The following is a 20,753-nucleotide window of genomic DNA, read 5'->3' as shown; positions in this document are numbered from 1 at the left end:
AATGGGCGGCCATAGCGGGTGAAAGCCCCGTACACTCATGAGGTTTACAACATGACTATTGGTGTAGTCGGTCGTAAATGCGGTATGACCCGTATTTTCACCGAAGAAGGTGTCTCCATTCCGGTCACGGTCATTGAGATCGAGCCGAATCGCGTCACCCAGTTCAAAACTGAAGAGACCGATGGCTATCGTGCAGTGCAAGTCACTGTAGGCGAGCGTCGTGCTTCGCGTGTTACAGCTGCTCAAGCTGGCCACTTCGCTAAAGCGAACGTTGCCGCTGGTCGTACCGTAATGGAATTCCGCCTTGAAGAAGGCGAGTACCAGGCCGGCGATCTGATCAACGCTGAAATCTTCGCCGCTGGTCAACTGGTTGATGTAACCGGTCAGTCCAAGGGTAAAGGCTTCCAGGGTACGATCAAGCGTTGGAACTTCCGCGGGCAAGATAATACCCACGGTAACTCCGTGTCCCACCGCGTTCCAGGCTCTATCGGCCAGTGCCAGACTCCTGGTCGTGTATTCAAGGGCAAAAAAATGTCCGGTCATATGGGCGCTGAGCGCGTGACCGTGCAGTCCCTCGAAGTAGTGCGCGTGGACGCTGAACGCAATCTGTTGTTGGTCAAGGGCGCTGTTCCTGGCGCTACTGGCGGCAACTTGGTTGTACGTCCAGCAGCCAAGGCTCGCGGTTAAGGGGAAGCTGACATGCAATTAAATGTAAATGACGCTCAAGCGATCGAAGTTTCCGAACTGACATTTGGCGGCGAATTCAACGAGACGCTGGTTCACCAAGCAGTCGTGGCCTACATGGCCGGCGGCCGTCAAGGTAGCAAGCAGCAAAAGACCCGTTCCGACGTTCGTGGTGGCGGTAAGCGCCCATGGCGTCAGAAAGGTACTGGCCGTGCTCGTGCCGGTACTATCCGTAGCCCAATCTGGCGTGGCGGCGGTACCACTTTCGCAGCTCGTCCTCAGGATCACACCCAGAAGCTGAACAAGAAGATGTATCGCGCAGCAATGCGTTCCATCCTTGCTGAGCTGGTGCGTACTGATCGTCTGGTTGTGGTTCAGGACTTCGCTGTTGATGCACCGAAGACCAAAGATCTGCTGAACAAACTGACCGGCATGGGCCTGACTGACGTCTTGATCGTGTCTGAAGTAGTTGATCAGAACCTGTACCTGGCTGCTCGCAACCTGCCACACGTTGATGTACGTGACGTGCAAGGTTCCGATCCAGTTAGTCTGATCGCATACGACAAGGTGTTGATCACCGTGTCGGCCGTGAAGAAATTCGAGGAGCTGCTGGGATGAACCAGGAACGCGTATTTAAAGTTCTGCTTGGCCCGCACGTTTCCGAGAAGGCTACGGTTCTGGCTGACAAGAAAGGCCAGTTCGTTTTCAAGGTTGCAACTGACGCAACCAAGCTGGAAATCAAGAAGGCCGTCGAAAGCCTGTTCAGCGTGAAAGTAGAGCGTGTTACTACCCTGAATGTTCTGGGTAAGAGCAAGCGCACTGCTCGCGGTCTGGGCAAGCGTAATGACTGGAAGAAGGCAGTTATCTCCCTTCAGCCAGGCCAAGATCTCGATTTCAGCAGCAGTGCTGAGTAAGGAAGGGGTGCATCATGGCAATCGTTAAATGCAAACCGACTTCCCCTGGCCGCCGTTTTGTGGTCAAGGTGGTCAACCAGGAGCTGCATAAAGGCGCTCCTCACGCACCGCTGCTCGAGAAAAAATCGAAGACTGGTGGTCGTAACAACAATGGTCGCATTACCACTCGTCACATCGGTGGTGGCCATAAGCAGCATTATCGTCTGGTCGATTTCCGTCGCAACGACAAAGATGGCATCTCTGCCACTGTCGAGCGTATTGAATACGATCCAAACCGTACTGCTCACATCGCTCTGCTGCTGTACGCAGATGGCGAGCGTCGCTACATCATCGCCCCTAAAGGCGTGAGTGCTGGTGACCAGCTGATCGCAGGTGCCTTGGCGCCGATCAAGCCGGGCAACGCTCTGCAACTGCGTAACATTCCAGTTGGTAGCACCGTACACGGCATCGAATTGAAGCCAGGTAAAGGCGCACAGATCGCTCGTTCCGCTGGTGCTTCGGCTCAGCTGATCGCTCGTGAAGGTGTCTACGTGACCCTGCGTCTGCGTTCTGGTGAGATGCGTAAAGTGCTGGCTGAATGCCGCGCGACCCTGGGCGAAGTCTCGAACTCCGAGCACAGCCTGCGTTCGCTGGGTAAAGCTGGTGCCAAACGCTGGCGTGGCGTTCGCCCAACCGTTCGTGGTGTTGCCATGAACCCGGTTGACCACCCACATGGTGGTGGTGAAGGTCGTACCTCTGGTGGTCGTCATCCGGTATCGCCATGGGGCTTCCCGACTAAGGGCGCGAAGACTCGTGGTAATAAGCGTACCGACAAAATGATCGTCCGTCGTCGCAAGTAAATAGAGGGATACGACAGTGCCACGTTCTCTGAAAAAAGGTCCTTTTATTGATCTTCACCTACTGAAGAAGATCGAAGTGGCGGCGGAAAAGAACGATCGCAAACCAGTTAAAACCTGGTCGCGTCGTTCGATGATCCTGCCACAAATGGTCGGTCTGACCATCGCAGTTCATAACGGTCGTCAACATGTTCCAGTTCTCGTGAACGAAGACATGGTCGGCCACAAACTAGGCGAGTTTGCCGGTACCCGCACATATCGTGGGCACGTGGCAGACAAGAAAGCCAAGCGTTAAGGGGTAAGGAACGATGGAAGTAGCCGCTAAGTTGTCGGGCGCTCGAATCTCCGCCCAGAAAGCCCGCTTGGTCGCCGACCAGATCCGCGGGAAGAAGGTGGGCGAAGCGCTCAACCTGTTGGCTTTCAGCAGTAAGAAAGCCGCCGAGATCATGAAGAAAGTGCTGGAGTCGGCCGTAGCCAACGCCGAGCATAACGAAGGCGCAGACGTTGATGACCTCAAAGTCAGTACCGTTTTCGTCAACGAAGGGCGTTCGCTGAAGCGAATCATGCCACGTGCCAAAGGCCGTGCTGATCGCATCGTCAAGCGGTCTTGCCATATCACTGTCAAGGTTGCTGACAAGTAACGGAGTCGAAGAGATGGGTCAGAAAGTACATCCCATTGGCATTCGCCTGGGAATCGTCAAGGAACACACCTCCGTCTGGTACGCAGACGGCCGGACTTATGCGGACTATTTGTTCGCTGATCTGAAGGTGCGTGAGTATCTCCAAGACAAACTAAAAAGCGCGTCCGTAAGCCGTATCGATATCCATCGTCCGGCTCAAACTGCACGTATCACCATCCACACCGCTCGTCCAGGTATCGTTATCGGGAAGAAAGGTGAAGATGTTGAGAAACTGCGTCAGGACCTGACCAAACAAATGGGTGTGCCTGTGCACATCAATATCGAAGAAATCCGCAAGCCGGAACTCGACGGTATGTTGGTTGCGCAGAGCGTAGCTCAGCAGCTGGAGCGTCGCGTAATGTTCCGTCGCGCTATGAAGCGCGCTGTACAGAACGCCATGCGCATTGGTGCCAAAGGCATCAAAATCCAAGTGAGCGGTCGTCTCGGCGGTGCTGAAATCGCACGTACTGAATGGTATCGCGAAGGTCGTGTGCCACTGCACACCCTGCGTGCCGACATCGACTATGCCAACTACGAAGCTCACACCACTTACGGTGTGATCGGTGTAAAGGTTTGGATCTTCAAAGGCGAAGTAATTGGTGGTCGCCAAGAAGAACTGAAACCACAAGCACCAGCGCCTCGTAAAAAAGCTGCTAAGTAAGGGGTACGCCAAATGTTGCAACCAAAGCGTACGAAGTTCCGCAAGCAGATGACAGGCCACAACCGTGGTCTGGCTCAGCGCGGTAGCAAAGTCAGCTTCGGCGAGTTCGCGCTGAAGTCTGTAGCTCGTGGTCGTCTCACCGCTCGTCAGATCGAGTCAGCGCGTCGTGCACTGACCCGTCACGTAAAACGTGGCGGCAAGATCTGGATCCGTGTATTCCCGGACAAGCCTATTTCCAAAAAGCCACTCGAAGTTCGGATGGGTAAAGGTAAGGGTAGTGTGGAGTACTGGGTTGCCCAGATTCAGCCAGGCAAAGTCCTGTATGAAATCGAGGGTGTTTCTGAAGAGCTGGCGCGTGAGGCTTTTGCCCTGGCTGCTGCAAAGCTGCCGCTCGCCACCGCCTTTGTTAAACGGACGGTGATGTGATGAAAGCGAATGAACTTCGTGAAAAATCCGCACAGCAGCTGAACGAGCAACTGCTCGGCTTGCTGCGCGACCAGTTCAATCTGCGTATGCAGAAAGCAACTGGCCAGTTGGGGCAGTCTCATCTGCTCTCGCAAGTTAAGCGTGACATCGCTCGCGTGAAGACTGTGCTCAACCAGCAGGCAGGTAAGTAATCATGGCTGAAGCCGAAAAAACTGTCCGTACGCTGACTGGCCGTGTTGTCAGCGACAAGATGGACAAAACCATCACCGTTCTGATCGAGCGTCGCGTAAAGCACCCGATCTACGGTAAATACGTTAAGCGTTCGACTAAGCTGCACGCGCACGACGAAACCAATCAGTGCCACATCGGCGACAAAGTCACTATTCGTGAAACTCGTCCTTTGGCCAAGACCAAGTCTTGGGCGCTGGTTGATGTTCTCGAACGCGCTGTGGAAGTCTAAGGACTAGGGGTCGGAGAAATTATATGATTCAGACTCAATCCATGCTCGATGTGGCCGATAACAGCGGCGCTCGCCGTGTTATGTGCATCAAGGTGCTGGGTGGCTCCCATCGTCGTTACGCTGGTATCGGTGACATCATCAAAGTTACCGTGAAGGAAGCAATTCCTCGCGGTAAAGTGAAAAAAGGCCAAGTGATGACTGCTGTTGTAGTCCGCACTCGTCACGGCGTACGTCGTGCTGATGGCTCCATTATCCGCTTTGATGGCAACGCTGCTGTTCTTCTGAACAACAAGCAAGAGCCGATCGGCACCCGTATCTTTGGGCCAGTGACCCGTGAACTTCGTACTGAGAAGTTCATGAAGATCGTCTCGCTCGCCCCAGAAGTGCTGTAAGGAGATCCGACATGCAAAAGATTCGTCGTGACGACGAGATCATCGTGATCGCCGGCAAAGACAAAGGTAAGCGCGGTAAGGTGCTTAAGGTTCTCGCTAATAACCGTCTGGTTATCGGCGGTCTGAACCTGGTTAAGCGTCATACCAAGCCTAACCCGATGTCGGGCGTACAAGGCGGTATCGTCGAAAAAGAAGCTCCACTGGACGCTTCTAACGTCGCCATTTTCAACGGCGAAACCAACAAGGCTGATCGCGTTGGTTTCAAAGTAGAAGACGGCAAGAAAATTCGTGTCTTCAAGTCGACCCAAAAAGCGGTTGATGCTTGAACACTGCTAGGTAGAAGACCATGGCACGACTAAAAGAGATTTACTGGAAGGAAATCGCACCGAAGCTTAAGGAAGAACTTAAGCTTTCGAACGTGATGGAAGTTCCACGCGTTACCAAAATCACCCTGAACATGGGTCTGGGCGAAGCTGTCGGTGACAAAAAAGTCATCGAGCACGCTGTTGCCGACCTGGAAAAGATCACCGGTCAGAAAGTCGTTGTGACTTACGCTCGGAAATCCATCGCTGGCTTTAAAGTCCGTGAAGGTTGGCCGATCGGCGTCAAAGTGACTCTGCGCCGTGAGCGTATGTACGAGTTCCTGGATCGTCTGCTGTCGATCTCCCTGCCTCGGGTTCGCGACTTCCGCGGCCTGAATGCCAAGTCCTTCGATGGTCGTGGTAACTACAGCATGGGCGTTAAAGAGCAGATCATCTTCCCGGAAATCGACTACGACAAGATCGATGCTCTCCGCGGTCTGGACATTACCCTGACCACCACTGCCAAGAACGATGATGAAGGTCGCGCTCTGCTGCGTGCTTTCAAATTCCCGTTCCGCAACTGATTGGAGTAGGAAAATGGCCAAGATGAGCATGAAAAACCGCGAGCTGAAACGTCAGCTCACGGTTGCCAAGTACGCCAAAAAGCGTGCAGCACTGAAAGCTATCATCGTTGATCTGAACGCAAGTCCAGAAGCACGTTGGGAAGCTACAGTAGCTCTGCAAAAGCAGCCACGTGACGCAAGCGCCTCGCGCATGCGTAACCGCTGCCGCCTGACCGGTCGTCCACACGGCGTTTACCGCAAGTTCGGCCTCGGCCGTAACAAACTGCGTGAAGCTGCAATGCGTGGTGACGTACCTGGTCTGGTTAAAGCCAGCTGGTAAGCACTATCAAAGTCTCGGTGGCTGGAATCGCAAGATCCTGACCACCGGTGACCTTGAACTTGAATCAAGCCCCTTTTGGGGCTTGATTCATTTGTGGGGTGTGTCTAGAATACCCGGCTCGCCTGAGCCCGTGCTTTTTTCGCATGGATGTCCTCGGCGACAAGTAGTAGCCGCAAGGCTAATTTTTTTGTATTAGGAGCGTCTAGCCCATGAGTATGCAGGACCCGTTAGCGGACATGCTAACTCGAATCCGTAATGCCCAGATGGCTGAAAAGTCCGTCGTAAGCATGCCATCTTCTACTTTGAAGGTAGCTGTTGCCAAAGTCCTGAAGGACGAAGGTTACATTGCGGGTTATCAGATCAGCAGCGAAATCAAACCACTGCTGTCCATCGAGCTGAAGTACTTCGAAGGCCGTCCGGTCATCGAGGAAGTGAAGCGCGTTAGCCGTCCAGGCCTGCGTCAGTACAAGTCCGTCGATGATCTGCCAAAAGTTCGTGGCGGTCTCGGTGTGTCTATCGTCTCCACCAACAAAGGTGTGATGACGGATCGTGCTGCGCGCGCTGCCGGTGTCGGCGGCGAAGTTCTTTGCACTGTGTTCTAAGGGGGGATAAGCATGTCACGCGTCGCTAAGAACCCCGTTAAGCTGCCAGCCGGTGTCGAAGTAAAATTCGCAGGCCAACAGCTTTCGGTGAAGGGTGCCAAGGGCACTCTCGAACTGAACATCCATTCGTCCGTTGAGATCGTTGAAGAAGCTGGTGAGCTGCGTTTCGCTGCTCGCAATGGCGATCAACAAACTCGCGCAATGGCTGGTACCACTCGTGCGTTGGTAAACAACATGGTCCAAGGCGTAAGCCAAGGCTTCGAGCGCAAGCTCCAGCTGGTCGGTGTTGGTTACAAAGCGCAAGCAAAAGGCACAGTGCTGAACCTGGCTCTTGGCTTCTCGCACCCAGTGGATTATGAACTGCCGGAAGGCATCACCGCTGAGACTCCTAGCCAGACCGATATCCTGATCAAGGGCATCGATAAGCAGCTGGTAGGTCAAGTGGCCGCCGAGATCCGCGACTTCCGTCCACCAGAGCCGTACAAAGGCAAAGGTGTGCGCTACGCGGACGAAGTCGTCCGTCGTAAAGAAGCCAAGAAGAAGTAGGGCATAGCAAATGACCGACAAAAAAGTTACTCGACTGCGTCGCGCTCGCAAAGCACGCCTGAAAATGCACGAACTCGAAGTCGTGCGTCTCTGCGTGTTCCGCTCGTCGCAGCACATCTACGCCCAGGTCATTTCGGCCGACGGCAACAAAGTCCTGGCATCTGCCTCGACTTTGGATAAAGAACTGCGTGATGGCGCCACTGGCAACATCGACGCGGCCACTAAGGTTGGCCAGCTGGTCGCTACGCGTGCTAAAGCCGCTGGCGTCTCGCAGGTGGCTTTCGACCGCTCTGGCTTCAAGTACCACGGCCGCGTCAAGGCGCTGGCTGATGCTGCTCGTGAAGCTGGGCTGGAGTTCTAAGTTATGTCAAATAACGACCAAAAGCGCGACGAAGGCTACATTGAGAAGCTGGTTCAAGTTAACCGCGTAGCCAAAACCGTTAAAGGCGGCCGTATCTTCACTTTCACCGCGTTGACCGTGGTTGGTGATGGTAAAGGGCGCGTTGGCTTCGGCCGTGGCAAGTCACGTGAAGTGCCTGCTGCGATCCAGAAGGCAATGGAAGCTGCTCGCCGCAACATGATCCAAGTTGATCTGAACGGCACCACTCTGCAGTACGCAATGAAGTCCGGTCACGGCGCTTCGAAGGTGTACATGCAGCCTGCTTCTGAAGGTACCGGTATCATCGCTGGCGGCGCTATGCGTGCTGTCCTCGAAGTTGCTGGCGTTCAGAACGTTCTGGCCAAGTGCTACGGCTCGACTAACCCGGTAAACGTGGTTCACGCCACTTTCAAAGGTTTGAAAGCTATGCAGTCTCCTGAATCCATTGCCGCCAAGCGTGGCAAAAGCGTCAAGGAGATCTTCTGATCATGGCTACCGTTAAAGTTACGCTGATCAAAAGCATGACCGGCCGCATCCCTAACCACAAACTGTGCGTTAAGGGTTTGGGTCTGCGTCGCATCGGTCACACTGTAGAAGTGCTTGATACTCCCGAGAATCGCGGGATGATCAACAAGGCTTACTACATGCTGCGTGTCGAGGGTTAATCGATGAAACTCAATGATCTGAGTCCAGCGCCGGGTTCCCGTCGCGAAAAGCATCGTCCGGGCCGTGGTATCGGTAGTGGTTTGGGCAAGACCGGTGGCCGTGGCCACAAAGGTCAGTCCTCCCGCTCCGGTGGCACCATTGCTCCAGGCTTTGAAGGCGGTCAACAGCCGCTGCATCGTCGCCTGCCGAAGTTCGGTTTCGTTTCCCTGAAAGCCATGGATCGCGCAGAAGTGCGTTTGTCCGAGCTGGCTAAAGTGGAAGGCGACATCGTCACCGTGCAGTCCCTGAAAGATGCCAACGTGATCAACGTCAACGTACAGCGTGTGAAAATCATGCTGTCCGGCGAAGTTACTCGCGCTGTTACCATCGGAAAGGGAATCGGCGCCACCAAAGGTGCGCGTGCGGCTATCGAAGCAGCTGGCGGCAAGTTCGAGGAATAAATGGCTAAGCAAGGTGCTCTCTCTGCGCTCGGCAAAGGCGGTATGTCTGAACTCTGGGCTCGTCTGCGTTTTCTGTTCCTGGCGATTATCGTCTACCGAATAGGCGCACACATCCCGGTTCCAGGTATCAACCCGGACCGACTCGCGGACCTGTTTCGACAGAATGAGGGGACCATTCTTAGCTTGTTCAACATGTTTTCCGGCGGCGCGCTGGAGCGGATGAGCATCTTTGCACTGGGGATCATGCCGTACATTTCGGCATCGATCATCATGCAGCTGATGACCGCCGTCAGCCCGCAGCTGGAGCAGTTGAAGAAGGAAGGTGAAGCTGGCCGTCGCAAGATCAGCCAGTACACCCGCTACGGCACTGTCATCCTCGCTCTCGTTCAAGCTATTGGCATGTCCATTGGCTTGGCAGGGCAGGGTGTTGCGTTCACTGGTGACTTTGGCTTCCATTTCGTCGCGGTATCCACTTTTGTGGCTGGTGCGATGTTCATGATGTGGCTGGGTGAGCAGATTACTGAGCGTGGTGTTGGCAACGGTATCTCGATGTTGATTTTTTCGGGTATCGTCGCCGGTCTTCCGAGAGCGATCGGGCAGTCTTTCGAGTCTGCACGTCAGGGTGATATCAACATCTTCGCCCTGGTTGCCATCGGTTTGCTGGCAGTAGCGATTATCGGTTTCGTGGTGTTCATTGAGCGTGGTCAGCGTCGTATTGCTGTTCACTACGCCAAGCGTCAGCAGGGCCGCAAGGTCTTCGCTGCGCAGACTAGCCACTTGCCGCTGAAGGTGAACATGGCCGGTGTTATTCCGGCCATTTTCGCGAGCAGCATTTTGCTGTTCCCGGCTTCGTTGGGTGCCTGGTTCGGTCAGTCTGAAGGTATGGGCTGGTTGCAGGACATCTCGCAGTCGATCGCTCCTGGTCAGCCGTTGAATATTCTGCTGTTTAGTGCAGGGATTATTTTCTTCTGCTTCTTCTATACGGCGTTGATGTTCAATCCGAAAGACGTAGCGGAAAACCTGAAGAAGTCCGGTGCCTTTATTCCGGGCATCCGTCCAGGTGAGCAGTCTGCGCGCTACATTGATGGCGTTCTGACTCGCTTGACCATGTTCGGTGCTCTTTACATGACGGCCGTGTGTCTGTTGCCCCAGTTCCTGGTGGTTGCAGCAAACGTACCGTTCTACCTTGGCGGGACCTCGTTGCTGATCGTCGTCGTGGTTGTGATGGACTTCATGTCCCAAGTACAATCGCACCTCGTTTCGCACCAGTACGAATCCCTGATGAAGAAAGCCAACCTGAAGGGTTACGGCAGCGGCATGTTGCGCTGAGTACCCATAAGGTTCGAGGAGTTGGTGATGAAAGTTCGTGCATCGGTGAAAAAGCTGTGCCGTAACTGCAAGATTATTCGCCGCGAAGGTGTTGTTCGAGTAATTTGCAGCGCGGAACCGCGTCACAAACAGCGCCAAGGCTGAGTGTGATTGTGCTTCAAGCCCGGTAGCTAGTGCGCTACCGGGTTGATTATTTGTTATTACAGCGATATTATCTCGCGCCCTATTTCTTGGCTTCCGGGGCGTAGGTAGCTGTCAATTGGAGTCCCACTGAATGGCCCGTATTGCAGGCGTTAACATTCCAGATAACAAGCATACTGTTATCTCGCTGACCTACATCTATGGTGTTGGTCGCACTACTGCACAGAAGATCTGTGCAGTGACTGGGGTAAACCCAGCCGCAAAGATCAAGGATCTGAGCGACGAGCAGATTGAACAGCTGCGTGGCGAAGTGGCGAAGTTCACCACTGAAGGTGACCTGCGTCGCGAAATCAACATGAAAATCAAGCGTTTGATGGACCTCGGTTGCTATCGCGGTCTGCGTCATCGTCGTGGTCTTCCAGTGCGCGGTCAGCGTACCAAGACTAACGCGCGTACCCGTAAAGGTCCGCGTAAGCCGATCCGCAAGTAATCGCCCCAGCGAATCGACAGGAAATTAATCATGGCTAAACCTGCTGCTCGTCCTCGTAAAAAAGTTAAAAAGACAGTGGTTGATGGCATTGCCCACATCCATGCTTCTTTTAACAACACAATCGTGACCATCACCGACCGTCAAGGCAACGCTCTTTCCTGGGCTACCTCCGGTGGTTCGGGTTTCCGCGGTTCCCGCAAGTCCACCCCGTTTGCTGCTCAAGTAGCTGCTGAACGTGCTGGTCAAGCTGCGCTGGAATACGGTCTGAAAAACCTCGACGTTAACGTCAAAGGTCCAGGCCCAGGTCGTGAATCTGCAGTCCGCGCTTTGAACGGCTGTGGCTACAAGATCGCCAGCATCACCGACGTGACGCCAATCCCGCACAACGGGTGCCGTCCGCCGAAGAAGCGCCGCGTGTAATCCAGGAGATTGTAAAGAATGGCTCGTTACATTGGTCCAAAATGCAAACTCGCTCGTCGCGAAGGCACCGATCTCTTTCTGAAGAGCGGCGTGCGCGCGATCGAATCGAAGTGCAACATCGAAGCAGCACCTGGTATCCACGGCCAACGCCGCGGTCGCCAGTCCGATTACGGCACCCAACTGCGTGAAAAGCAGAAGGTCCGTCGTATCTACGGCGTTCTCGAGCGTCAATTCAGCGGCTACTACAAAGAAGCTGCTGGCAAGAAAGGTGCAACCGGTGAAAACCTGCTGCAACTGCTCGAATGCCGTCTGGACAACGTTGTATACCGTATGGGTTTTGGCTCTACTCGTGCCGAATCCCGTCAGCTGGTATCGCACAAATCCGTCAGCGTTAACGGTCAGACCGTAAACGTACCGTCCTACCAGGTTCGTGCTGGTGACGTGGTCGCGATTCGCGAGAAAGCAAAGAACCAACTTCGCATTGTCCAAGCTCTCGATCTGTGTGCCCAACGTGGCCGCGTAGAATGGGTAGAAGTAGACACTGAGAAGAAGTCGGGCGTTTTCAAGAACGTTCCTGCTCGCAGTGATCTGTCCGCCGACATCAACGAAAGCCTGATTGTCGAGCTCTACTCCAAGTAAGGGCTAGAAAATAGGTGCATCCATGCAGATTTCGGTAAATGAGTTCCTGACACCCCGCCATATTGATGTGCAGGTTGTCAGTCCAACCCGCGCCAAGATCACTCTCGAGCCTCTCGAGCGTGGTTTCGGCCACACCCTGGGCAACGCGCTGCGACGCATCCTGTTGTCCTCAATGCCCGGCTGTGCAGTAGTCGAGGCCGAGATTGACGGTGTGCTCCATGAGTACAGCGCCATCGAAGGCGTACAGGAAGACGTAATTGAAATCCTGTTGAACCTTAAAGGTCTGGCTATCAAGCTGCACGGTCGTGACGAAGTTACGCTGACCTTGTCGAAGAAGGGTTCGGGGGTGGTTACCGCTGCCGATATTCAGCTGGATCATGATGTCGAGATCGTTAACCCCGATCACGTAATCGCTAACCTGGCGTCTAACGGCGCCCTGAACATGAAGCTCACCGTAGCTCGTGGTCGTGGTTATGAACCGGCAGACTCGCGTCAGAGCGATGAAGACGAAAGCCGCAGCATCGGTCGCTTGCAGCTTGACTCTTCGTTCAGCCCGGTTCGCCGTATCGCATACGTGGTGGAAAACGCCCGTGTCGAGCAGCGTACTAACCTGGACAAGCTGGTTATTGATCTGGAAACCAACGGTACTCTGGATCCTGAAGAGGCTATCCGCCGCGCTGCAACCATTCTGCAACAGCAGTTGGCTGCGTTCGTCGACCTCAAAGGTGACAGTGAGCCAGTGGTTGTTGAGCAGGAAGACGAGATCGATCCGATCCTGCTTCGCCCGGTTGACGATCTGGAACTGACTGTACGTTCGGCTAACTGCCTTAAGGCGGAAAACATCTACTACATCGGTGACCTGATTCAGCGTACCGAAGTAGAGCTGTTGAAGACTCCGAACCTTGGCAAGAAATCCTTGACTGAAATCAAGGACGTTCTGGCCTCCCGCGGTCTGTCCCTCGGCATGCGCCTCGACAACTGGCCGCCTGCAAGTCTTAAGAAGGACGACAAGGCGACTGCCTGATCGTCGTAATCACCGAACGTTGTGTTTGGTAAGGAATGAACCATGCGTCATCGTAAAAGTGGTCGTCACCTGAGCCGCACTAGCTCGCACCGCAAGGCCATGTTTCAAAACATGGCAGTGTCGCTGTTCGAGCACGAGCTGATCAAAACTACACTGCCGAAAGCTAAAGAACTGCGTCGCGTTGCTGAGCCGCTGATCACTTTGGCCAAGACAGACAGCCTGGCTAACCGCCGTCTGGCTTTCGACCGTACTCGTTCGAAAGCTATCGTTGGTAAGCTCTTCAACGACCTGGGCAAGCGTTACGCTACCCGTGAGGGTGGCTACCTGCGCATCCTCAAGTGCGGCTTCCGCACTGGCGACAACGCGCCTATGGCGTATGTCGAGTTGGTTGACCGTCCTGCCGGTGGTGAAGCTGTATCCGCTGAGTAAGACGTCAGTCTGAAACGAAAAACCGGGCCTAGTGCCCGGTTTTTTGTGCCTGAAATAAACCTATGTCTGATTGTTCATGCATGCCCATTATTAATATCGTCACCCTCCGAAAGGGAGGGGTGTTAGTAATTTTCTATTGATGATCGCGAGTTAATGAATTAGTCAGTGTAACGTTCGTGATCGATACTCCCTCTCAGCCGATAGCCGGCAGTTAAAGACTGACAGAGGAAGAGATCGCATGAGTCAAAATAAAACGCTGACCACCGCCAGTGGCGCTCCTGTCGCCGACAACCAGAATTCCCGTTCCGCTGGCCCTCGTGGCCCGCTGCTGCTCGACGACTTCCATCTGATCGAGAAGCTTGCCCACTTCAACCGTGAGAACATCCCTGAGCGTCGTGTACACGCCAAAGGCTCGGGCGCTTACGGTACGTTTACCGTTACTCGCGACATCACCGAATACACCAGCGCCAAACTGTTTGAATCTGTCGGCAAACAAACGCCGACGTTCCTGCGGTTTTCCACGGTGGGCGGCGAACGAGGTTCGGCTGATACCGAGCGCGATCCACGTGGCTTTGCCCTGAAGTTCTACACCGAAGAAGGTAACTGGGACATCGTCGGCAACAACACGCCCGTGTTCTTCATCCGTGATCCGCTGAAATTCCCCGACTTTATCCACACCCAAAAGCGCCTGCCGCAAAGCAACCTGAAAAGCGCGCAGATGATGTGGGACTTCTGGTCGCACTCGCCTGAGGCGCTGCACCAGGTCACCATTTTGTTCTCCGACCGCGGCATTCCTGACGGCTACCGTCACATGCACGGCTTCGGCAGCCACACCTACAGCCTGATCAACGCCAGTGGCGAGCGGCACTGGGTGAAGTGGCACTACAAGACACAGCAGGGGATCAAGAACCTGGCGCCGGCAGATGCAGCACGTCTGGCCGGTACCGATCCGGATTACGCGCAGCGTGACCTGTTCGGAGCAATTGAGCGCGGTGACTTCCCGAAATGGCGTGTGTGCATCCAGATCATGACTGAGGCCCAGGCCGCTGCGCACTACGAGAACCCGTTCGATGTGACCAAAACCTGGTCGCAGAAGGAGTTTCCGCTGATCGAAGTCGGAGAGCTTGAGCTCAACCGCAATCCGCAGAATTACTTCGCCGAAGTTGAGCAGGCGGCATTCGGTCCGAGCAACATGGTCCCGGGTGTTGGTCTGTCGCCGGATCGCATGCTCCAGGGCCGCGTGTTCGCTTACGCCGACGCTCACCGCTACCGCATTGGCACCAACCATCAGCAGCTGCCGGTGAACGCACCTCGCAGTCCGGTGAATAGCTATCAGCGCGATGGTTCGATGGCGTTCGGGAGCAATGGCGGTGCGGCACCGAACTATGAGCCGAACAGCTACGTCGATTCGCCGAAACAAGCGCCTCGCTATGCTGAGCCGGCTTTGGCACTGAGCGGTGCGGCGGATCGTTACGATCATCGCGAAGACACTGACTACTACAGCCACGCCGGTGCGCTGTTTCGACTCATGAATGACGAGCAGAAAACGCTGTTGGTCAACAACATTGCCGGCGCAATGGCCGGTGTTTCCAGTGATGTGATTGATCGTCAGTTGCAGCATTTCTTCAAAGCCGACCCGGCGTATGGAGAAGCAATCGCAAAGGCACTCAACGTACAGCTTAACGAAGTCTAAACGAGAAGCAGAACCGCCCTCATTTGGGCGGTTTTTGCGTTATTTAAACCACTTTTCTCAGAATATCTTCGCTTTTATCGCGCAATCAGAGTGACCAAACAGTCTGCTTGGTTCAAACTACAGACTTTCAAGCAGGGAGATGTAGGGCGATGCAAGGCCACCCAGACGTAATCGATTACCTCAACACGTTGCTGACCGGCGAACTGGCCGCGCGTGACCAATATTTCGTTCACTCGCGGATGTATGAGGACTGGGGATTCACCAAGCTCTACGAACGAATCAACCACGAGATGGAAGAAGAAGCGGGGCACGCCGATGCCCTGATGCGTCGTATCCTGATGCTGGAAGGCACGCCGCGCATGCGTCCGGACGATCTCGACGTCGGCACCACGGTGCCTGACATGCTCGCTGCCGACCTGCGACTGGAATACAAAGTCCGCGCCGCACTCTGCAAGGGCATCGCGCTCTGCGAGCAGCACAAAGACTACGTCAGCCGCGAGATGCTGCGCATTCAGCTGAACGACACCGAAGAAGATCACACCTACTGGCTCGAGAAGCAGTTGGGTCTGATCAAGTTGATCGGTCTCGAGAATTACCTGCAATCCCACGCCTGATTGCTCCCGATACAAAAAAGCCCCTGTCACTGATGAAGTGACGGGGGCTTTTTCGTGGGCCCGAATCAGGCCTTGTCGCGGGCCAGCAACGGCTTGAGATAGAAGCCGGTGTGAGACTGCTTCATCTCCGACACTTCTTCTGGCGTGCCGACAGCAATGATCTGTCCGCCCTTGGAGCCGCCTTCCGGTCCCAGGTCCACCAGCCAGTCAGCCGTCTTGATTACGTCCAGGTTGTGCTCGATCACCACCACGGTGTTGCCGTGGTCGCGCAGTCGATGCAGTACGTCCAGCAGTTGCTGAATATCCGCGAAGTGTAGGCCGGTGGTCGGCTCGTCGAGGATGTACAGGGTCTTGCCGGTATCGCGCTTGGACAGCTCGCGGGACAGTTTCACCCGCTGGGCTTCACCTCCCGACAGCGTCGTCGCCGATTGCCCCAGCTTGATGTAGGACAGACCCACATCCATCAACGTCTGAAGCTTGCGCGCCAGAGCCGGAACCGCGTCGAAGAACACCCGCGCTTCCTCGATGGTCATCTCGAGGGTTTCGTGGATGCTCTTGCCCTTGTACTTGATCTCCAGGGTTTCGCGGTTGTAGCGCTTGCTCTTGCAGACGTCGCACGGGACATAGATGTCCGGCAGGAAGTGCATTTCCACCTTGATCAGGCCATCGCCCTGACACGCTTCGCAGCGTCCACCCTTCACGTTGAAGGAGAAGCGGCCCGGGCCGTAACCACGGGAGCGAGACTCCGGCACACCGGCGAACAATTCACGAATCGGCGTGAAGAGCCCGGTGTAGGTCGCCGGGTTGGAGCGCGGCGTACGACCGATCGGGCTCTGGTCAATGTCGACGACCTTATCCAGATGCTCCAGGCCCTTGATGCTGTCGTGAGCGGCAGCCTCAAGCGTCGTTGCGCCGTTGAGTGCCGTAGCGCTCAAGGGAAACAGCGTGTTGTTGATCAGCGTGGACTTGCCCGAACCGGACACACCGGTCACACACGTCAACAGACCAATCGGAATGTCCAGGTCGACATTGCGCAAGTTGTTGCCGCGAGCGCCCTTGAGGGATAGCGACAGCTTCTTGTTGCGCGGTGTGCGTTTGGCCGGAACGGCAATCTTCACCCGGCCCGACAGGTACTTGCCGGTCAACGAATCAGGATGAGCCATGACCTCGGCCGGCGTACCTTCGGCGACGATATGCCCACCGTGGACACCCGCGCCCGGTCCGATGTCGACCACGTAATCCGCGAGGCGAATGGCATCTTCGTCGTGTTCGACCACGATCACCGTGTTGCCGATATCGCGCAGGTGCTTGAGCGTGCCCAGCAAACGATCGTTATCACGTTGATGCAGACCAATTGACGGCTCATCGAGGATGTACAGAACCCCCACCAGGCCGGCGCCAATCTGACTGGCCAGGCGAATCCGCTGAGCTTCACCGCCGGACAACGTGTCGGCACTGCGGTCCAGCGAAAGATAGTCGAGACCCACGTTGACCAGGAACTGCAGGCGCTCGCGAATTTCCTTGAGAATCTTGTCGGCAATTTCGCCGCGACGACCCGTAAGTTTCAGCACGCCGAAATACTCACAAGCATCGCCAATTGGCAGATTGGTCACCGCCGGCAGCGTCTTCTCGCCCACCCAGACGTGCCGCGCCTCACGACGCAAACGCGTGCCACGGCAATCCGGGCAAGGCTGGGTGCTAAGGAACTTGGCCAGCTCTTCACGCACCGATGCAGACTCGGTTTCGCGGTAGCGGCGTTCCAGGTTCGGCACGATGCCTTCGAACGGGTGCGAGCGTTTGACGATATCGCCGCGGTCGTTCAGGTATTTGAAGTCGACGTTCTGCGATCCGCTGCCGTGCAGGATGAATTTCTGCTGATCGGCCGGCAGATCGTTGAACGGCACTTCCAGGCTGAACTTGTAGTGCGAGGCCAGCGACCCGAGCATCTGGAAGTAATAGACGTTACGCCTGTCCCAACCGCGAATCGCGCCCTCGGCCAATGTCAGCTCGCCGTTCACCAGACGTTTGATGTCGAAGAACTGCTTCACGCCCAGACCATCGCACGTCGGGCAAGCGCCCGCCGGGTTGTTGAAGGAAAACAGCTTGGGTTCCAGCTCGCTGATGGCATGGCCGCAGATCGGGCAGGCGAAGCGCGCGGAGAAGATGATTTCTTCGCCGGGCTCGTCGTCCATCGGCGCGACCAAGGCAATGCCGTCGGCCAGCTTCAGCGCGGTCTCGAACGACTCGGCCAGGCGCTGTTGCAGATCGGCGCGGACCTTGAAGCGGTCGACCACCACATCGATCGAGTGCTTCTTCTGTTTATCCAGCTTCGGCAACTCGTCCAGCTCGCAGAGCCGGCCGTTGACCCGCGCCCGGACAAAACCCTGGGCGCGCAGTTCTTCGAAGACCGACAGATGCTCGCCTTTGCGCTCGCGAATCACCGGCGCTAACAGCATAAGCTTGCTGCCTTCCGGTTGGGCGAGGACCAGGTCGACCATCTGGCTGACGGTCTGCGCTTCCAGCGGAATATCGTGGTCCGGGCAGCGCGGAATACCCACGCGTGCATAAAGCAGGCGCAGGTAGTCGTAGATTTCGGTGATGGTGCCGACCGTCGAGCGCGGGTTGTGCGAGGTCGACTTCTGTTCGATGGAAATGGCTGGCGACAAACCTTCGATGGTGTCGACGTCAGGTTTTTCCATCATCGACAAAAACTGCCGGGCATAGGCCGACAGCGATTCGACGTAGCGGCGCTGGCCTTCGGCGTACAGCGTGTCGAACGCCAGGGACGATTTGCCGGATCCGGACAGGCCGGTGATGACGATCAGTTTGTCCCGTGGCAGGGTCAGGTCGATGTTCTTCAGGTTGTGGGTTCGGGCCCCACGAATCAGGATCTTGTCCAAAGTGGCCTCGCTTGGCGGGCGTCGAAAACGTAGGAGTATACGGCCAAATACTGGATGGATGCACACTATCAAACGAGCGGATTTGTGTCTTACATGAAGAGTCTGTCAGCGGAGCGCGTCAAAGCGTCGCGATATACCCCGTCAATCGATGGGACTGGTAGAATCGCCGCCGGTTCACATGAGGTTTTTCCATGCACGATCCCCACAGCGAACGCATGAGTGGCAGTGAGACACGCGCAGCAAGCGGTCTGGCCCTGGTGTTCGCCTTCCGTATGCTTGGCATGTTCATGGTGTTGCCGGTACTGGCGACCTATGGGATGGATCTGGCAGGAGCGACCCCAGCCCTCATCGGACTGGCGATCGGCGCTTACGGCCTGACCCAGGCGATCTTCCAGATTCCTTTCGGCTTCATTTCCGACCGCATCGGCCGCCGTCCGGTGATCTATCTCGGGCTGATCATCTTCGCCCTCGGCAGCGTGCTGGCGGCCAATGCCGATTCGATCTGGGGCGTCATCGCCGGACGCATCCTGCAAGGCGCCGGGGCGATTTCCGCGGCGGTGATGGCGTTGCTGTCAGACCTGACCCGCGAACAGCATCGGACCAAAGCCATGGCCATGATCGGCATGACGATCGGTCTGTCGTTCGCTGTCGCGATGGTGGTAGGGCCGTTGCTGACCCGCGCCTTTGGCCTGTCCGGGTTGTTCCTCGCCACGGGCGGCATGGCGCTGTTCGGCATCGTGATCGTCATGTTCATGGTGCCGCGCTCCACTGGCCCGTTGCAGCACCGTGAATCCGGCGTCGCGCGTTCGGCGCTGATGCCGACGCTCAAGCATCCGGACCTGTTGCGCCTGGACCTGGGCATTTTTGTGTTGCACGCGATGTTGATGTCGAGCTTCGTTGCCTTGCCCCTGGCCCTGGTCGAAAAAGCCGGGCTGCCTAAAGAACAGCACTGGTGGGTCTACTTGACCGCGCTGCTGATCTCCTTCTTCGCCATGATCCCGTTCATTATCTACGGCGAGAAGAAACGCAAAATGAAACGAGTTTTATTGGGCGCGGTGCTGACGCTGATGCTCACTGAGCTATTCTTCTGGCAGTTCGGCGATAGCCTGCGGGCTCTGGTGATTGGCACGGTGGTGTTCTTTACCGCGTTCAATTTGCTGGAAGCTTCGTTGCCATCGCTGATCAGCAAGGTTTCGCCGGCAGGCGGCAAAGGCACGGCGATGGGGGTTTATTCCACCAGCCAGTTCCTCGGTTCGGCGCTGGGCGGGATCCTCGGCGGCTGGATGTTTCAGCACGGCGGTTTGTCGGTTGTATTCCTCGGATGCGCCGGCCTGGCTGCCCTCTGGCTGGCCTTTGCTGTTACCATGCGCGAACCACCTTATGTCACGAGCCTGCGCTTGCCGTTGTCGCCCGAGGCCATCCGCGAAGCGGGTCTGGTTGAGCGCCTGAAGGCCGTCGTAGGGGTAACAGATGCGGTGATCGTTGCTGATGAAGCGGCGATTTACATCAAATTGGACACAGAACTATTGGATCGCACCACCCTCGAGCGCCTGGTGAACAACCCGCCCGAGGCAGCGTGCGTAGCCTAGGAGAACGTTATGGCCCGTGGGGTTAACAAAGTCATATTGGTCGGCACTTGCGGCCAGGATCCCGAAGTTCGCTACTTGCCTAACGGTAACGCCGTGACCAACCTGAGTCTGGCGACCAGCGAACAGTGGACCGACAAGCAAACCGGTCAGAAGGTCGAGAAGACCGAATGGCACCGTGTGTCGATGTTCGGCAAGGTTGCCGAAATTGCCGGCGAATACCTGCGTAAAGGTTCGCAGGTGTACATCGAAGGCAAGCTGCAGACCCGCGAGTGGGAAAAAGACGGTATCAAGCGTTACACCACTGAAATCGTGGTCGACATGCAAGGCACCATGCAACTGCTCGGCGGCCGTCCACAACAGGGCGACCAACAAGGCGGGGGCAACAACTACCAGCAGTCCGCCCCAGCTCCACGCCAGCAGGCTCCGCGTCCGCAGCAGTCGGCACCGCAACAGTCGCGTCAGGCTCCAGCTCCACAGCAGGCAGCTCCGCAACCGGCTCCGGATTTCGACAGCTTTGATGACGATATCCCGTTCTAAGAAGCAGATGCTCGATAAGTGACACAAAAAAAAAGCGAAGCCATTAACCCGGCTTCG

General features: G+C 55.9%; 32 protein-coding genes. 31 read left to right on the top strand and 1 reads right to left on the bottom strand.

The genetic code is table 11. The annotated features are described in order from the left end of the window. Positions 1-51 precede the first annotated feature (51 nt). The 29 genes from rplC to bfr all read left to right on the top strand — a co-directional run bounded on the left by rplC (position 52) and on the right by bfr (position 15,670). On the top strand, positions 52-687 hold the full coding sequence (rplC, locus tag ACA049_RS27515; RefSeq protein ID WP_003186059.1) for a 50S ribosomal protein L3: 636 nt from the start codon (positions 52-54) through the stop codon (positions 685-687). Between the two features lie 12 nt (positions 688-699). Next, on the top strand, positions 700-1,302 hold the full coding sequence (rplD, locus tag ACA049_RS27510; protein ID WP_007896707.1) for a 50S ribosomal protein L4: 603 nt from the start codon (positions 700-702) through the stop codon (positions 1,300-1,302). Beyond that, complete coding sequence (gene rplW / locus ACA049_RS27505; protein ID WP_002555488.1) at positions 1,299-1,598, top strand: 50S ribosomal protein L23; 300 nt, start codon at positions 1,299-1,301, stop codon at positions 1,596-1,598. The genes rplD and rplW overlap by 4 nt, the downstream gene beginning before the upstream one ends. 14 nt (positions 1,599-1,612) lie before the next feature. Beyond that, the gene (gene rplB, locus ACA049_RS27500) at positions 1,613-2,437 is read left to right on the top strand and encodes a 50S ribosomal protein L2 (RefSeq protein WP_003176423.1); all 825 of its coding nucleotides are present in this window, start codon (positions 1,613-1,615) and stop codon (positions 2,435-2,437) included. 16 nt (positions 2,438-2,453) lie between these two features. Then, positions 2,454-2,729, top strand: a complete 276-nt coding sequence (gene rpsS / locus ACA049_RS27495) for a 30S ribosomal protein S19 (protein ID WP_002555486.1) — start codon at positions 2,454-2,456, stop codon at positions 2,727-2,729. Between the two features lie 13 nt (positions 2,730-2,742). Beyond that, positions 2,743-3,075: a 50S ribosomal protein L22 gene (gene rplV / locus ACA049_RS27490; RefSeq protein ID WP_003103908.1), complete on the top strand. Its 333-nt coding sequence runs from the start codon at positions 2,743-2,745 to the stop codon at positions 3,073-3,075. Between the two features lie 13 nt (positions 3,076-3,088). Beyond that, positions 3,089-3,775 carry a 30S ribosomal protein S3 gene (gene rpsC, locus ACA049_RS27485; RefSeq protein ID WP_003176422.1) on the top strand — a complete coding sequence of 229 codons (687 nt, stop codon included), beginning with the start codon at positions 3,089-3,091 and terminating at the stop codon, positions 3,773-3,775. A 12-nt stretch (positions 3,776-3,787) separates the two neighbouring features. Then, positions 3,788-4,201 carry a 50S ribosomal protein L16 gene (rplP, locus tag ACA049_RS27480; RefSeq protein ID WP_007896757.1) on the top strand — a complete coding sequence of 138 codons (414 nt, stop codon included), beginning with the start codon at positions 3,788-3,790 and terminating at the stop codon, positions 4,199-4,201. After that, entirely contained in the window at positions 4,201-4,392 is a 192-nt protein-coding gene (gene rpmC / locus ACA049_RS27475; protein WP_002555481.1) for a 50S ribosomal protein L29, read from the top strand. The genes rplP and rpmC overlap by 1 nt, the downstream gene beginning before the upstream one ends. A 2-nt stretch (positions 4,393-4,394) precedes the next feature. Then, entirely contained in the window at positions 4,395-4,661 is a 267-nt protein-coding gene (gene rpsQ, locus ACA049_RS27470) for a 30S ribosomal protein S17 (protein WP_003176419.1), read from the top strand. Between the two features lie 23 nt (positions 4,662-4,684). Next, a complete protein-coding gene (rplN, locus tag ACA049_RS27465; protein WP_002555479.1) occupies positions 4,685-5,053 on the top strand; it encodes a 50S ribosomal protein L14 in 369 nt (122 codons plus the stop codon). An 11-nt stretch (positions 5,054-5,064) separates the two neighbouring features. Beyond that, a complete protein-coding gene (rplX, locus tag ACA049_RS27460; RefSeq protein WP_003176416.1) occupies positions 5,065-5,379 on the top strand; it encodes a 50S ribosomal protein L24 in 315 nt (104 codons plus the stop codon). A gap of 20 nt (positions 5,380-5,399) precedes the next feature. Beyond that, positions 5,400-5,939: a 50S ribosomal protein L5 gene (rplE, locus tag ACA049_RS27455; protein ID WP_003176415.1), complete on the top strand. Its 540-nt coding sequence runs from the start codon at positions 5,400-5,402 to the stop codon at positions 5,937-5,939. Positions 5,940-5,952: 13 nt separating this feature from the next. Then, positions 5,953-6,258, top strand: coding sequence for a 30S ribosomal protein S14 (rpsN, locus tag ACA049_RS27450; RefSeq protein WP_003176414.1), 306 nt, complete (start codon positions 5,953-5,955; stop codon positions 6,256-6,258). Between the two features lie 209 nt (positions 6,259-6,467). After that, positions 6,468-6,860, top strand: coding sequence for a 30S ribosomal protein S8 (gene rpsH / locus ACA049_RS27445; protein WP_003186040.1), 393 nt, complete (start codon positions 6,468-6,470; stop codon positions 6,858-6,860). Positions 6,861-6,872: 12 nt separating this feature from the next. Further along, on the top strand, positions 6,873-7,406 hold the full coding sequence (gene rplF, locus ACA049_RS27440) for a 50S ribosomal protein L6 (protein ID WP_003176412.1): 534 nt from the start codon (positions 6,873-6,875) through the stop codon (positions 7,404-7,406). Between the two features lie 10 nt (positions 7,407-7,416). Further along, positions 7,417-7,767, top strand: a complete 351-nt coding sequence (gene rplR, locus ACA049_RS27435; RefSeq protein WP_003186037.1) for a 50S ribosomal protein L18 — start codon at positions 7,417-7,419, stop codon at positions 7,765-7,767. Between the two features lie 3 nt (positions 7,768-7,770). Further along, entirely contained in the window at positions 7,771-8,271 is a 501-nt protein-coding gene (rpsE, locus tag ACA049_RS27430; protein ID WP_007943782.1) for a 30S ribosomal protein S5, read from the top strand. A gap of 2 nt (positions 8,272-8,273) precedes the next feature. Further along, positions 8,274-8,450: a 50S ribosomal protein L30 gene (gene rpmD, locus ACA049_RS27425; protein WP_003186033.1), complete on the top strand. Its 177-nt coding sequence runs from the start codon at positions 8,274-8,276 to the stop codon at positions 8,448-8,450. 3 nt (positions 8,451-8,453) lie between these two features. Beyond that, positions 8,454-8,891 carry a 50S ribosomal protein L15 gene (gene rplO, locus ACA049_RS27420; RefSeq protein WP_007896782.1) on the top strand — a complete coding sequence of 146 codons (438 nt, stop codon included), beginning with the start codon at positions 8,454-8,456 and terminating at the stop codon, positions 8,889-8,891. Further along, positions 8,892-10,220 carry a preprotein translocase subunit SecY gene (gene secY / locus ACA049_RS27415; RefSeq protein ID WP_077574735.1) on the top strand — a complete coding sequence of 443 codons (1,329 nt, stop codon included), beginning with the start codon at positions 8,892-8,894 and terminating at the stop codon, positions 10,218-10,220. A 27-nt stretch (positions 10,221-10,247) separates the two neighbouring features. Further along, positions 10,248-10,364 carry a 50S ribosomal protein L36 gene (rpmJ, locus tag ACA049_RS27410; RefSeq protein WP_002555468.1) on the top strand — a complete coding sequence of 39 codons (117 nt, stop codon included), beginning with the start codon at positions 10,248-10,250 and terminating at the stop codon, positions 10,362-10,364. A 130-nt stretch (positions 10,365-10,494) separates the two neighbouring features. Continuing rightward, positions 10,495-10,851: a 30S ribosomal protein S13 gene (gene rpsM, locus ACA049_RS27405; protein WP_003186020.1), complete on the top strand. Its 357-nt coding sequence runs from the start codon at positions 10,495-10,497 to the stop codon at positions 10,849-10,851. Positions 10,852-10,881: 30 nt separating this feature from the next. Further along, on the top strand, positions 10,882-11,271 hold the full coding sequence (gene rpsK / locus ACA049_RS27400; protein WP_002555466.1) for a 30S ribosomal protein S11: 390 nt from the start codon (positions 10,882-10,884) through the stop codon (positions 11,269-11,271). Positions 11,272-11,289: 18 nt separating this feature from the next. Next, the gene (gene rpsD / locus ACA049_RS27395) at positions 11,290-11,910 is read left to right on the top strand and encodes a 30S ribosomal protein S4 (RefSeq protein WP_003210056.1); all 621 of its coding nucleotides are present in this window, start codon (positions 11,290-11,292) and stop codon (positions 11,908-11,910) included. 22 nt (positions 11,911-11,932) lie between these two features. After that, positions 11,933-12,934 carry a DNA-directed RNA polymerase subunit alpha gene (locus ACA049_RS27390; RefSeq protein ID WP_003186012.1) on the top strand — a complete coding sequence of 334 codons (1,002 nt, stop codon included), beginning with the start codon at positions 11,933-11,935 and terminating at the stop codon, positions 12,932-12,934. A gap of 42 nt (positions 12,935-12,976) precedes the next feature. Continuing rightward, the gene (gene rplQ / locus ACA049_RS27385; RefSeq protein ID WP_008145500.1) at positions 12,977-13,363 is read left to right on the top strand and encodes a 50S ribosomal protein L17; all 387 of its coding nucleotides are present in this window, start codon (positions 12,977-12,979) and stop codon (positions 13,361-13,363) included. A gap of 238 nt (positions 13,364-13,601) precedes the next feature. Then, entirely contained in the window at positions 13,602-15,056 is a 1,455-nt protein-coding gene (locus tag ACA049_RS27380) for a catalase (protein ID WP_497331269.1), read from the top strand. 149 nt (positions 15,057-15,205) lie between these two features. Next, positions 15,206-15,670, top strand: coding sequence for a bacterioferritin (gene bfr, locus ACA049_RS27375; RefSeq protein ID WP_150711086.1), 465 nt, complete (start codon positions 15,206-15,208; stop codon positions 15,668-15,670). 65 nt (positions 15,671-15,735) lie between these two features. On the opposite strand, the gene uvrA is transcribed toward bfr, so the two are convergent. Then, a complete protein-coding gene (gene uvrA, locus ACA049_RS27370; protein ID WP_497331267.1) occupies positions 15,736-18,570 on the bottom strand; it encodes an excinuclease ABC subunit UvrA in 2,835 nt (944 codons plus the stop codon). A gap of 191 nt (positions 18,571-18,761) precedes the next feature. Here uvrA and ACA049_RS27365 point away from each other — a divergent pair, with 191 nt between their 5' ends. After that, entirely contained in the window at positions 18,762-20,159 is a 1,398-nt protein-coding gene (locus ACA049_RS27365) for an MFS transporter (RefSeq protein ID WP_497331266.1), read from the top strand. Between the two features lie 9 nt (positions 20,160-20,168). After that, the gene (locus ACA049_RS27360) at positions 20,169-20,696 is read left to right on the top strand and encodes a single-stranded DNA-binding protein (protein ID WP_016969466.1); all 528 of its coding nucleotides are present in this window, start codon (positions 20,169-20,171) and stop codon (positions 20,694-20,696) included. The last annotated feature ends 57 nt before the right edge of the window (positions 20,697-20,753 follow it).

This window comes from Pseudomonas sp. LBUM1662 (genome assembly GCF_059695915.1).
The sequence above is the reverse complement of the archived record's forward strand: the minus strand, read 5'-3'. Positions and strand labels throughout refer to the sequence as shown.